We start from the raw sequence: 12,612 nt of genomic DNA, 5'->3' as shown, positions 1-12,612 counted from the left end.
CTTGCGGAACATAAAACGCAGACACAAAAAAACCGCCTCTTTCGAGGCGGTTTTTCATTCAGCCGACAACCGGTTTATTCAGCCAGTTTGAAGGTGATGAAGCTGGCACGACCTTGACGCAGAACTCGCATGGACACCGATCGATTCTTCGGCAGTGCCTTGGCGATTTCAGCGAACTCCTTGCTATCGTTGATTGCCTGGTTGTTCAGGTGAGTGATCACATCATTTGGCTGCAAGCCGATGAGCGATGCAGGACCGTCCTGAACTTCCTTGATCACCACACCACCTTTGAGGTCGTAGGCTTTCTTCTGCTCAGCAGTCAGATCGGCGACGGCGACGCCCAGACGATTGCTGTTGGTTTCAACACCGGACTTGAGTTTCGAGTCCAGCTCTTTACCTTCGTCAGGGATCGCGCCGACCGTCAGTTCGACATTCTTGCGCTTGCCGTCGCGAATCACTTCAAGGTTGGCCTTCGCGCCTTCCTTGAGTGCACCCACCAGGTGCGGCAGATCGGCAGACATGACGATTGGCTGACCGTTCATGCTCAGGATCACGTCGCCGACTTGCAGATCACCCTTGGCAGCCGGGCCATCTTCCTGGATCTGAGCCACCAGCGCACCGGCCGGCTTCTCAAGACCGAACGACTCGGCCAGATCCTTGCTCACTTCCTGGATCACCACACCCAACCAGCCACGGCTGACTTTACCGCCACTTTTCAGCTGGTTGGATACGTCCAGGGCCACGTCGATAGGGATCGCGAACGATACGCCCATGAAGCCACCGGAGCGGGTGTAGATCTGCGAGTTGATCCCGACCACTTCACCGGCCAGGTTGAACAGCGGACCACCCGAGTTACCCGGGTTGATGGGCACGTCGGTCTGGATGAACGGCACATAATTTTCGTTCGGCAGGCTACGACCGACAGCGCTGACGATGCCTTGGGTCACGGTATGGTCGAAGCCGAACGGCGAGCCGATCGCTACGACCCATTGGCCGGCCTTCAGGTCCTGGGATTTACCCAGTTTCAGGACTGGCAGGTCCTTGCCTTCGATTTTCAGCAGCGCCACATCGGAACGTGGGTCGGTGCCTATCAGCTTGGCTTTCAACTCACTGCGGTCGGAGAGACGAACGAGAATTTCGTCGGCATCGGCGATCACGTGGTTGTTGGTCAGGATGTAGCCGTCCGGCGAGATGATAAAGCCCGAGCCCAGGGACTGCGCTTCACGCTGGCGATCACCGCGAGGCGAGCGCGGTTGCGGCATGCCCCGTTCGAAAAACTCGCGCAGCGCGGGTGGCAGGCCTTCAAGGTCGGGCATCTGGTCAGACACTCTGCGGTCCGGCAGCTTTTGCGTGGTACTGATGTTCACCACCGCGGGCGAGGCCTGCTCGACCAACTGGGTAAAGTCAGGCAATTCGACTGCTTGAGCAGTGACCGCCTGACCGAGCACCAGCACGGTGGCGAAAATGGACAGATAAGACTTCAAGCGTGGTATCGACATACGGCTCCCGTTACGACGAGCATGGTTAAGCGATATGGAGCAAGGAACACCGGGAAAGATACGCCGGTATTTTTGTTCCGGGAACAACAAAACAAGGCCAGAGCCGTGAGGCTCTGACCTATAGAAAAATTCAGGTTTTTTTGCAAATTGAAATGCTCACCAAACATTTCGATATCAGCTCACTACTTGGTTGCAGTGGCATCGGAGCGCATGGACAGCGCAATCCGTTCAGCAGTACCTATCGGAATCTCACCGACCACGGTCACCATCATCTCGCCTTGAGGGGTCGTCAAGCGCCGAGAAACAGCAGCGGTTGGGCCTAACTGGGTGCGGGTGTCGGTAACGGTGGCACCATTCAACGGCTCAAGGAATACCGAAAACCGCGCCAGACCATCGTCGTACATCAGACTGGTGATCTGGGTTTTGGTCTCCGTATCTTTATGGGTGCTGCTGCTGGTCAGCTCGAAACCGGGCGGGAGCCAGTCCGAATGCCAGACTTGGGCGGCCTTGACGGCGGAAGCCTTGTCGCTGTCGAGTTTGACCACCTTGCAATCGTCGCCTGCCTGCAAGTCGCGGTCAGACGGCACGTTGTCGGTATTCAGCTGGGTGAACTGGAAACGCTCAAGCAAATGCCCTTTGTCATTCAGTAGCAATGACTTCAACGGCAAGCCGGTTTCCTTATCAAGGTGCAGCTCAAAACCGTAGCGATGCTGATCACGTGGCTTCAATGAAATAATCACTGCCGCACGCCCAGCCACACGCGACTTGCCAATGACGGCAAGCTCATACCAATTCTTCAACTTTTGTGGATCGAGTGCACGAGCAGCGGAGTTGGAAGAGTCCCCAAGCCCTGCTATCAGGACGCCGCTGACGCATTGAGTATGCCCATCAATGCGAACGACTTCCTGTGCTGAGCCGTCGAGCTGCAGTAAACGCTCACGGACCTTGCCATCCTGGACACGGTGCCAGATGTTATGGGTAGAAAAGCTACCGTTACGCTCGTAAACGAAAGTGCCGTAAAAGCTTTGCTGTTGCTCGGCCTGACCAAGACGGGTCAACCAGTCCTGGGCTTCATCGGCGTGGGCTGGAACAATGAACCAGCCACCGAGCAGAAGCGAAAGTAGAGGTATGGCGCGCATGATCCTCCTTAACGGTTTTCCAGGCTTGCTGCACGAGCGTAAGGCAGAGCGCTCTCAGTACCTTTCAGTGCAGCCTGTTGAGCATGTTGGCGCAAGTAGCCTGGCAGACGCTGATCGTGCCAGCCTGGTTGACCTTGCAATACGCCGTTGGCCATAGGGCCAGTGGCTTCCGAACTCTCATTGTAGCCTGCCAATACAGCTGGACCCTTGACCTGAGGAACGGCCAGACCCGGTTGACTGGATTGCTGGGCAAGTTCGACACCCGCGATCTCGTCCTGGTTGTACAAACGCACACCTGCCAGTACGGCAACGGTCACCGAAGCAGCAACAGCCAGTCGACCCAGGCTGCGCCATGGACCACGGGAGGCTTTTGCCGGTACGGCTTCGTCGGCCAAAGCAGCAGAAACTGCCGCGGCGATGTCCAGACGAGGAAGCAGCAGATCCTTGTGCATAACTGCCCGAGCGATTTGATAACGAGCCCAGGTTTCACGGGTTTCTACATCGTCAAAGGCATTTAATACCCGACGCAATTCCAGTTCGTCCGCTTCGTTATCCATCACTGCGGACAGCGATTCCTGCAGGGCTTCACGACTCATGGCGTTCCTCTCTTGGCTATCGCCGCTGTCTCAGTTTTCCTGCAACAACGGCTGCAGGGCTTTATCGATGGCCTCCCGAGCGCGGAATATCCGGGAGCGCACGGTACCCACCGGACATTGCATGACTGCCGCAATGTCCTCGTAACTCAGACCATCGAATTCACGTAAAGTTAAAGCTGTACGCAAATCTTCTGGCAGTTGCTGAATGGTTCGATGGACGGTGCCTTCGATCTCATCCCGCAGCAATGCACGCTCTGGCGACTCGAGATCCTTGAGGCCATGATCGCCATCGTAGAACTCTGCATCTTCGGAACTGACATCGCTATCCGGCGGCCGGCGGCCGCGTGAAACCAGATAATTCTTCGCCGTGTTGATGGCGATGCGGTAAAGCCACGTATAAAACGCGCTATCTCCGCGAAAGTTTCCAAGTGCGCGGTAGGCCTTGATAAAGGCTTCCTGTGCCACATCCTGGGCTTCATGGGTGTCGTGCACGAAACGCACGATCAACCCGAGAATTTTGTGCTGGTATTTCAGCACTAGCAGATCGAAAGCCCGCTTGTCGCCGCGTTGAACGCGCTCGACGAGCTGCTGATCCTCTTCCTGGGTTAGCATGAACACTCCTCGATAAGCTCGGAGGAGGCTTGCATAACTAAACGACCAGACTTGCAAACATAGACTCGGGCTTTTCGCAAAAGTTCTCCCCCTCCAAGCAAGTTTCCTGCGGGCTCTGTTTTGGCACGCACGAAAAGCGCAGCTCGGCATGACCCGGCTGCGCGAATAATCTTGTCATCGGATTCACTGGCCAGGACCAAAACGCAAGTCCCCCTCCTGAAACCGACACTGTCCTTCTTTTCAGGCACCGTCTATTGATCTTGGGCCTTTGGCAAAAGTTCCAAATATTTATAGCCGGGCGAAAGCGACATTGTGCAACCCTGGACAGAAAAAGACTGTTAAATCGTTGATACAGTCACCTCGTCGCCGAACCGGACGAAAAATCATCCGACGAAGCGTCAGGTATTTTCCGTCACAGTAGTTTCACAATGCCATATGCGCTCGGGTATTGTGCCGCTCCCCCCCTCTATATACTAGTGGGCTGTGTGGCTGCCTTGACTCGCCGTTCCACGAGTCTTGCGCCAACCCCGACCCGGGTCGCTTTGAGCGGAATCCTGAAATGAGCCAACAGTTTCAACACGATGTTCTGGTCATTGGCAGCGGCGCTGCCGGTTTGAGCCTTGCGCTGACCTTGCCCGGTCATTTGCGCATCGCCGTACTGAGTAAAGGCGACCTCGCCAACGGCTCGACTTTCTGGGCCCAGGGCGGCGTTGCTGCCGTTCTGGACGACACCGATACTGTCGAATCCCACGTCGATGACACCCTCAATGCCGGCGGTGGCCTCTGCCACGAAGACGCCGTGCGCTTTACCGTCGAGCACAGTAAAGAAGCCATCCAGTGGCTGATCGATCAAGGCGTACCGTTTACCCGCGATGAACAATCCGGCACTGAAGACGGTGGATTCGAGTTTCACCTGACCCGGGAAGGCGGACACAGCCATCGGCGCATTATTCATGCGGCCGATGCCACGGGCGCGGCGATCTTCAAAACCCTGCTCGCCCAGGCCAGACTCAGACCGAATATCGAACTGATGGAACAGCGGGTCGCCATCGACCTGATCACCGAAAAACGCCTGGGCCTGGAAGGCGATCGCTGCCTGGGTGCTTACGTGCTGAATCGCAGCACCGGCGAAGTCGACACGTACGGCGCACGATTCGTCATCCTGGCATCCGGCGGAGCGGCGAAGGTTTACCTCTATACCAGCAATCCGGACGGTGCCTGTGGCGATGGCATTGCCATGGCATGGCGTTCCGGCTGCCGGGTGGCCAACCTGGAGTTCAACCAGTTCCACCCGACCTGCCTTTATCACCCGCAAGCCAAGAGTTTCCTGATCACTGAAGCCCTGCGCGGCGAAGGCGCACACCTGAAGCTGCCCAACGGCGAACGCTTCATGCAGCGTTTCGACCCGCGTGCCGAACTCGCGCCCCGGGACATCGTCGCCCGCGCCATCGACCATGAGATGAAGCGCCTGGGTGTCGACTGCGTCTATCTGGACATCAGCCACAAGCCCGAAGCGTTCATCAAGACTCACTTCCCGACGGTGTATGAACGCTGCCTCGAGTTTTCCATCGACATCACCAAACAACCGATCCCGGTAGTTCCGGCGGCGCACTACACGTGCGGCGGTGTGATGGTCGATCAGCACGGTCGCACCGACGTGCCGGGGCTGTATGCCATTGGCGAAACCAGTTTCACCGGCCTGCACGGCGCCAACCGCATGGCCAGCAACTCGCTGCTGGAGTGTTTTGTCTATGCCCGTTCGGCCGCGGCGGACATTCTGGAACAGCTGCCGCAGGTGTCGGTTCCGATCGCCCTGCCCGTCTGGGATGCCAGTCAGGTCACCGACTCCGACGAAGACGTGATCATTGCGCACAACTGGGATGAACTGCGGCGATTCATGTGGGACTACGTGGGCATCGTGCGCACCAACAAGCGCTTGCAACGTGCGCAGCACCGCGTGCGGCTGTTGCTGGACGAGATCGACGAGTTCTACAGCAACTACAAGGTCAGTCGCGATTTGATCGAGTTGCGCAACCTGGCCCAGGTGGCGGAGCTGATGATTCGGTCAGCCATGGAGCGCAAGGAAAGTCGCGGCCTGCATTACACCCTCGACTACCCGAACATGCTACCCGTTGCGCTGGACACTATTCTGGTGCCGCCCACCTACGTCGACTGAATGTAAGCCTGACCCGCAGGCGCCGGTGCACATCCGCCGCCTGCGAGTCGTGGGGAACGCAGATTGATCTGACTCGCCGCTCGCCTCGCAGTCGAAAACGCAGCACCACCATCAGCGGTAACGCCAGGCTGTCCGGCCTTAGCTGCACGGGCTGCCAACCTGAGGCCTGATTCCACAACTGCCAGCCGTCGGCATCGCGCCGCAAACCGCGAAATGCCTGTGGATGCGTCAGCAAAATCAGGCGTGGCAGCAGCCAGATTCCGTGAACCACACACAGCGTCATGCCGAGCAGACTGGCCCAGAGCGGTATGGAGAGCAGAAACAAAGAACCCAGCGCGAACAGCTGGGCCATAAGATACGCCGCCAGCAACTGCCGTGAGGCATGCCAGCGGCATTCGAACGCATTACTTGGGCTGGACACGATCCAGGATCATGCGAACCATGCGCTGAAGCTCCGGATCTTCCGATTCAGCGCGCTCCATGAACCAGCCGAACATGTCCTGGTCTTCGCATTCAAGCAGCTTGCGGTAGCACTCGCGATCTTCCTTGTTGAGGTGCGGGTAGACCTCCTTAACGAACGGCACCAGCAACACGTCAAGCTCAAGCATGCCGCGGCGGCTGTGCCAGTAGAGGCGATTCAGTTCAACATCTTCGACCATGGAGCGCTCCTCAAATAGGCGGCAAGTATACAGCCCCGGCCCCGGTCGAACACTCGGCTTTGGTCGGGCGCCATCGACCTTTGTGAACTACCCATTTCGAGAGCGCCCCCTTATGATGTCCCCCAGACTCTTTACCCTGCGATGACCCATGGCCGATTCTGCTTTTTTCTGCACCCTGTCCCATGAAGGCGTTCTTGCAGTCCGCGGCGCGGACGCCAGCAAATTCCTGCAAGGCCAATTGACCTGCAACCTCAATTACCTGAGCGATACCCAGGCCAGCCTCGGCGCACGCTGCACGCAGAAAGGCCGGATGCAATCGAGTTTCCGTATCGTGCTGGAAGGTGACGGCGTGCTGCTGGCGATGGCCAGCGAGCTGCTTGAGCCGCAGTTGGCGGACCTGAAAAAGTACGCCGTGTTCTCCAAATCCAAACTGACCGATGAAAGCGCCGCCTGGGTCCGCTTCGGCCTCGATCATGGCGATGCCGCACTGAGCAGCCTGGGTCTTGAGTTACCGGCAGACACCGACAGCGTCGTGCGTCATGAAGGTCTGATCGCCATTCGTGTCTCGCCGGACCGCGCCGAACTGTGGGTCGCCGCCGATCAGGCCGATCTCATCAAAAGCAAGCTGTCCGCCCTGCTGTCCGAAGGCACTCTGAATCAATGGCTGCTGGGCCAGATCCGCGCAGGGATCGGCCAGGTCATGCCGAGCACCCGCGAGCTGTTCATCCCGCAGATGCTCAACCTGCAAGCCGTCGGTGGTGTGAGTTTCAAAAAGGGTTGCTACACCGGCCAGGAAATCGTCGCGCGCATGCAGTACCTGGGCAAACTCAAGCGTCGTTTGTATCGCTTGACGTTGGATGCCAGCGAATTGCCCGAGCCTGGCACGCCACTGTTTTCCCCGTCACACGGCAGTTCTATCGGCGAAGTGGTGCTGGCCGCCAGCGCCGGGCAAAACATTGAACTCCTGGCCGTGCTGCAAGCCGAAGCAGCAGAAGGTGGCGACATTCATCTGGGCACCCTTGAAGGGCCGGCCCTGCACCTGCTCGACCTGCCTTATCAACTGGATCGCGATCGCGAAATCCAGCGTTAACCGCAGCACTTGTTGTAACACCCTAGAGAAAAGAAATGAGCGAGCTGGCGGATAAGGTCCAACAGGATTTGGTTGAGGCCATCGATAACGATGACCTGGTTCTGCCAACGTTACCGGAAGTGGCCCTGCAGATTCGCAAGGCCGCTGAAGACCCGGAAGTCAGTGTCAGCACCCTGAGTAAAGTGATCGGCCGTGACACGGCGTTGTCGGCGCGTCTGATCAAAGTGGTCAATAGCCCGCTGCTGCGCGCGACCCAGGAAGTGACGGACCTGCACACGGCGATCACACGGTTGGGCGTCAACTACAGCAGTAATCTGGCGATCGGCTTGGTGATGGAGCAAATTTTCCACGCCCGCTCTGAAGTGGTGGCGCAGAAAATGCGCGATGTCTGGCGTAAAAGCCTGGAAATCGCCGGGGTCAGCTACGCGCTGTGCCGCAGTTACACGCAACTCAAACCAGATCAGGCAGCCCTTGGCGGGCTGGTGCATCAGATTGGTGTACTGCCTATCCTGACCTACGCCGAAGACCATTACGAATTGCTGTCTGACCCGGTCAGCCTCAACCATGTCATCGATCGCATTCATCCCTTGATCGGCGACAAACTGCTCAGGGTCTGGGAATTCCCGGAAATGCTGGTGCAGTTGCCGGGGTTGTACCTGGACTTCAAACGCCAGTCCGAGCGGGTCGATTATGTCGATCTGGTTCAGGTGGCCAGCCTGTATTGCCACAAGGACACCGACCACCCGCTGGCCCGTATCGATGCGTTCAGCGTGCCGGCGTTCAAGAAACTGGGGATCGATCCGGAGAATGAGGCGATGTGCCTGGATCTGGAAGAGTCGCGGTCGATGTTTTACTGATCTTTGTGGCGAGGGGGCTTGCCCTCTCGCCACAGGTAACATGTTCACTCCCCCGCAATAAAACTCACCCGCACCTTCAACCCCGCCGACTCACCATCGTGCAGGCTGATCTGTGCCAGGTGCGCGCGACAAATCTCACCGACAATCGCCAACCCTAATCCGGACCCGGCCACTTGCTGGTTGCGCCGGTAAAAGCGCTCGAACACCCGATCCCGCTCATCAACGGGAATTCCCGGCCCGTCATCCTCGACCTCCAGCACCGCCGGCGCCGTGACCCGCAGAATCACATTGCCCCCCGGCGGCGTGTGAGCGAGGGCGTTGTCCACCAGGTTGCTCAGCAGTTCATTCAGCAACGTCGGTTCGCCGCGCAGCCACACTGGCTCGTCAGCCTCCAGCGCCAGGGCGACGCCGCGGGCATGGGCCAACGGCGCCATGGCCATGCCCAGTTCGCGCGCCAACTGACTCAGGTCCAACAACTGCGCGCCGCCCTCGGCAATCGCCCGGGCCCCGTTCTCTACCCGCGCCAGAGAAAGCAATTGATTGGCCAGGTGAGTCAGGCGATCCGTGCCTTGGGCAGCGGTTTCCAGGGTGCTGCGCCAGGTTTGCGGTTCGTTTGAACGCAGGCCCAGTTCAAGTCGCGCCTTGAGCGCCGCCAACGGCGTGCGCAGTTCATGGGCGGCATCGGCAATAAACTGCGCCTGCCGCTCGAACTGCCCGCGCAGTCGCTCGGTAAAGTGATTGAGTGCGCGCACCAGCGGCCACAACTCATGCTGCACTTCCACCAGCGGCAACGGCCGCAAATCATCCGACTGACGCTCTTCCACCGCCGTGCGCAAGCGCTCCAGCGGACGCAACGCCGCGCTGACCGCAAACCACACCATCAGCAACGCGCCGATGGCCAACATGCCCAAACGCAGCAACGTGTCCGCCGCCAGACTGCGAGCCATCGCGACCCGCGCCTCGTCGGTTTCTGCCACGCGGATTTCCGCCATACCGTTCATGTTCGGCTCGCTCACCGGCTTGAGCAGGCTCACCACGCGCACGTTCTGCCCTCGGTATTTAGCGTTATAGAAGCTCGCCAGCGCCGGATAGTCATCGGTACGCGGCGTTCCCGGGGGCGGCGGCGGGAGGTTTTCGTAACCGGAAATCAGTTTCTGATTGATGTCGTTGACCAGGTAAAAAATCCGCCCGGCGCTGTCGTAGGCGAAGGTATCGAGGGCCACGTAGGGCACGTCGGCGCTGAGGCTGCCATCGCGCTGGGACACACCGGCGGCGATGGTCCGCGCCGACGCCAGCAGGGTCCGGTCATAAGCCGTGTCGGCGGCTTCGCGGCCATTCCAGTACGCACTCAAACCACTGGCCAGCATTAACACCACCAACAACAGCGCCAGGTTCCACAACAACCGCCAGCGCAGGCTGCTGGGCTTATGCATCGCGGCTTTCCAGCAAATAGCCGAGGCCGCGGAAGGTCACGATAGCGACCGGTTGGCCATCCAGTTTCTTGCGCAGGCGGTGGACGTAGATTTCGATGGCATCCGGGCTCGCTTCTTCATCGAGGCCAAACACCTGAGCGGCCAGTTGCTCTTTGCTCATCACCCGACCGGGCCGGGCGATCAATGCCTCGAGGACCGCCTGCTCGCGAGAAGTCAGGGTCAGCAATTCTTCACCGAGGGTGAAGCGCCGAGTGTCCAGGTCATAGGCCAGGACGCCGCAGCGCTGCTGACGCTCACCGCCCAGCACGCTGCGCCGCAACAAGGCTTTGACCCGGGCCTCGAGTTCGGTCAGTTCAAAAGGTTTGGCCAGGTAATCGTCGGCGCCCAGGTTGAGCCCGTGCACCCGGTCCTTGACGTCGCTGCGTGCGGTCAGCATCAGCACCGGCAGGTTCTTGCCCCGGGCCCGCAGGCGCGCCAGCACTTCGAAACCATCCATGCGCGGCAGGCCGACATCAAGGATCGCCACCGCGTACTCCTCGCTACTCAAGGCCAGGTCGGCCGCCACGCCGTCGTGCAGCACATCCACGGTCAGCCCGGTGCTCTTGAGCGCCTGGGCGACACTTTCGGCGAGCTGCAGATGGTCTTCGACGAGCAGGACACGCATGGATTGTTACCTCGTTCAGGGATGGTCGACGCCATTCTTTGGCGCGGAGTTTACAGCCGCATGCGCCGCTGTGAAGCCCGAAAACTGTGAAAGCCAACTGAAAGGTTAGCGAAAGGTTAGCCCGTTAGAGTCGCCCCACGGATGGTTTCGACTGCAGGCCACCCGATCGTGCTTTGAAATGTAGCTCCCGAAAAACGCCTCGATGCGTTTTCGCCAATAAGAACAATAACGAGGTACTGCACCATGCTGGCCAGACAGCTTCAGGTTTGCCCGTCCCACCCGTTTTTTCAATCCCTCTCGTTCACGTTTGTCAGCGCTCCTACCGGCTGCACGACGCGAATCCGCCGCACCTGAAACATCCCCAAAAACAAAAACTCCCGTGGAGACAACAATGAATCGATCACTGCGCCGTTTCGCCCTCGCCGCCAGCTGCATGCTGTTCGCCGGCCAACTGATGGCCGAGCCAAAACGCCCTGAATGCATCGCCCCGGCCTCGCCAGGCGGCGGTTTCGACCTGACCTGCAAACTGGCGCAAAGCGCGCTGGTGAACGAAAAACTGCTGACCAAACCGATGCGCGTGACCTACATGCCCGGCGGTGTCGGCGCGGTGGCGTACAACGCGGTAGTTGCTCAACGTCCGGCCGACGCCGGCACGCTGGTGGCGTGGTCCAGCGGTTCTCTGCTGAACCTGGCCCAGGGCAAGTTCGGTCGTTTCGATGAAACCAACGTTCGCTGGCTCGCCGCCGTCGGCACCAGCTATGGCGCCATCGCAGTAAAAAGCGATTCGCCCTACAAGACCCTTGACGATCTCGTGCAAGCACTGAAGAAAGATCCAAGCAAAGTGGTGATCGGCTCCGGCGGCACCGTCGGCAGCCAGGACTGGATGCAAACGGCGCTGATTGCCAAGGCCGCCGGGATCAACCCGCGCGACCTGCGTTACGTCGCCCTTGAAGGCGGCGGTGAAATCGCCACCGCCCTGCTCGGCGGCCACATCCAGGTCGGCAGCACCGACATCTCCGACTCCATGCCGCACATCCTGAGCGGTGACATGCGCTTGCTCGCCGTATTCGCCGAGAAGCGCCTGGACGAGCCGGAAATGAAAGACATCCCGACCGCCAAGGAGCAAGGCTACGACATCGTCTGGCCAGTGGTTCGCGGTTTCTACCTCGGGCCTAAGGTCAGCGACGAAGACTACGCCTGGTGGAAAGACGCCTTCGACAAACTGCTGGCGTCCGAAGACTTCGCCAAGCTGCGCGATCAGCGTGAACTCTTCCCGTTCGCCATGACCGGCCCGGAGCTGGACACCTACGTGAAGAAGCAGGTTGCGGACTACAAAGTGCTGGCCAAAGAGTTCGGCCTGATCCAGTGATCGCCTCTGTCTAGCGGCTGCGGCCCCGACTTGCGGGGCCGTGGCACAGGAGTTTCCCATGCTCTTACAACGCATTTTTGCTTCGGTGCTGTTGCTGGCCTGTGTTGGCCTGGCACTGATGGCCTGGCCGTACCAGGCGGCTTTTTCCTACGAACCGGTGGGCCCTCGCGCGTTTCCGCTACTGATGCTCGGTTTGATGGGGCTCGGCCTGCTGTACATGGTGTTTCGGCCGACGCCGATCATCCACAGCGACGATGACCCGAAACTGGACCGCGAAACGCTGATCAAGATTGGCATCTGTGTGGTGCTGTTGCTGGTGTTCGCCGGCACCTTCGAGCCCCTGGGTTTCATCGTCGCCAGCATCCTGATCGGCGTCCCCATGGCTCGCCTGTATGGCGGCCGCTGGCTACCGAGCGCGGTGATCATCAGCCTGATGGCCATCGGTCTTTACCTGCTGTTCGACAAGTTGATGGACGTGCCACTGCCTTTGGGCGTACTCGACGTTCTGGAGAACTGAT

13 protein-coding genes are annotated in these 12,612 nt (G+C 59.3%); 5 read left to right on the top strand and 8 right to left on the bottom strand.

Annotated features, from left to right (window positions below; translation table 11 throughout):
* Nucleotides 1-74: 74 nt before the first annotated feature.
* The 4 genes from RHP74_RS07160 to rpoE form a co-directional block, all read right to left on the bottom strand.
* On the bottom strand, nucleotides 75-1,493 hold the full coding sequence (locus tag RHP74_RS07160) for a DegQ family serine endoprotease (RefSeq protein WP_370654422.1): 1,419 nt from the start codon (nucleotides 1,491-1,493) through the stop codon (nucleotides 75-77).
* Between the two features lie 188 nt (nucleotides 1,494-1,681).
* A complete protein-coding gene (locus tag RHP74_RS07155; protein WP_311098580.1) occupies nucleotides 1,682-2,638 on the bottom strand; it encodes a MucB/RseB C-terminal domain-containing protein in 957 nt (318 codons plus the stop codon).
* Between the two features lie 8 nt (nucleotides 2,639-2,646).
* Complete coding sequence (locus tag RHP74_RS07150; RefSeq protein ID WP_077749615.1) at nucleotides 2,647-3,234, bottom strand: sigma-E factor negative regulatory protein; 588 nt, start codon at nucleotides 3,232-3,234, stop codon at nucleotides 2,647-2,649.
* 30 nt (nucleotides 3,235-3,264) lie between these two features.
* Nucleotides 3,265-3,846: an RNA polymerase sigma factor RpoE gene (gene rpoE, locus RHP74_RS07145; RefSeq protein ID WP_007944079.1), complete on the bottom strand. Its 582-nt coding sequence runs from the start codon at nucleotides 3,844-3,846 to the stop codon at nucleotides 3,265-3,267.
* 559 nt (nucleotides 3,847-4,405) lie between these two features.
* Between rpoE and nadB the strand changes: the two genes are divergently transcribed.
* A complete protein-coding gene (nadB, locus tag RHP74_RS07140; protein WP_010462271.1) occupies nucleotides 4,406-6,022 on the top strand; it encodes an L-aspartate oxidase in 1,617 nt (538 codons plus the stop codon).
* Here nadB and RHP74_RS07135 read toward each other — a convergent pair.
* Both RHP74_RS07135 and RHP74_RS07130 read right to left on the bottom strand, forming a co-directional pair.
* Nucleotides 5,991-6,443 carry a protein YgfX gene (locus RHP74_RS07135; RefSeq protein ID WP_081853964.1) on the bottom strand — a complete coding sequence of 151 codons (453 nt, stop codon included), beginning with the start codon at nucleotides 6,441-6,443 and terminating at the stop codon, nucleotides 5,991-5,993. The two genes, nadB and RHP74_RS07135, sit on opposite strands and share 32 nt — an antisense overlap.
* Nucleotides 6,427-6,681: a succinate dehydrogenase assembly factor 2 gene (locus RHP74_RS07130; protein ID WP_145307395.1), complete on the bottom strand. Its 255-nt coding sequence runs from the start codon at nucleotides 6,679-6,681 to the stop codon at nucleotides 6,427-6,429. The genes RHP74_RS07135 and RHP74_RS07130 overlap by 17 nt, the downstream gene beginning before the upstream one ends.
* Before the next feature lie 148 nt (nucleotides 6,682-6,829).
* Between RHP74_RS07130 and RHP74_RS07125 the strand changes: the two genes are divergently transcribed.
* Together RHP74_RS07125 and RHP74_RS07120 are read left to right on the top strand one after the other, a co-directional pair.
* Nucleotides 6,830-7,771, top strand: coding sequence for a folate-binding protein YgfZ (locus RHP74_RS07125; protein ID WP_311098574.1), 942 nt, complete (start codon nucleotides 6,830-6,832; stop codon nucleotides 7,769-7,771).
* 35 nt (nucleotides 7,772-7,806) lie between these two features.
* Nucleotides 7,807-8,628: an HDOD domain-containing protein gene (locus tag RHP74_RS07120; RefSeq protein ID WP_311098572.1), complete on the top strand. Its 822-nt coding sequence runs from the start codon at nucleotides 7,807-7,809 to the stop codon at nucleotides 8,626-8,628.
* A gap of 44 nt (nucleotides 8,629-8,672) precedes the next feature.
* On the opposite strand, the gene RHP74_RS07115 is transcribed toward RHP74_RS07120, so the two are convergent.
* Nucleotides 8,673-10,061, bottom strand: coding sequence for a sensor histidine kinase (locus RHP74_RS07115; protein ID WP_010462282.1), 1,389 nt, complete (start codon nucleotides 10,059-10,061; stop codon nucleotides 8,673-8,675).
* Nucleotides 10,054-10,725 (bottom strand): response regulator, encoded by a 672-nt coding sequence (locus RHP74_RS07110; RefSeq protein ID WP_007898613.1) that lies wholly within the window; start codon nucleotides 10,723-10,725, stop codon nucleotides 10,054-10,056. The genes RHP74_RS07115 and RHP74_RS07110 overlap by 8 nt, the downstream gene beginning before the upstream one ends.
* A gap of 391 nt (nucleotides 10,726-11,116) precedes the next feature.
* On the opposite strand from RHP74_RS07110, the gene RHP74_RS07105 reads away from it, so the two are divergent.
* Together RHP74_RS07105 and RHP74_RS07100 are read left to right on the top strand one after the other, a co-directional pair.
* Nucleotides 11,117-12,094 carry a tripartite tricarboxylate transporter substrate binding protein gene (locus RHP74_RS07105; RefSeq protein WP_311098568.1) on the top strand — a complete coding sequence of 326 codons (978 nt, stop codon included), beginning with the start codon at nucleotides 11,117-11,119 and terminating at the stop codon, nucleotides 12,092-12,094.
* Nucleotides 12,095-12,152: 58 nt separating this feature from the next.
* On the top strand, nucleotides 12,153-12,611 hold the full coding sequence (locus RHP74_RS07100) for a tripartite tricarboxylate transporter TctB family protein (protein ID WP_010462287.1): 459 nt from the start codon (nucleotides 12,153-12,155) through the stop codon (nucleotides 12,609-12,611).
* The last annotated feature ends 1 nt before the right edge of the window (nucleotide 12,612 follow it).

This window comes from Pseudomonas sp. SG20052, from assembly GCF_031766055.1.
GTDB classification, from domain to species: domain Bacteria; phylum Pseudomonadota; class Gammaproteobacteria; order Pseudomonadales; family Pseudomonadaceae; genus Aquipseudomonas; species Aquipseudomonas mandelii.
This window is presented reverse-complemented; position numbering and strand designations above follow the sequence as displayed.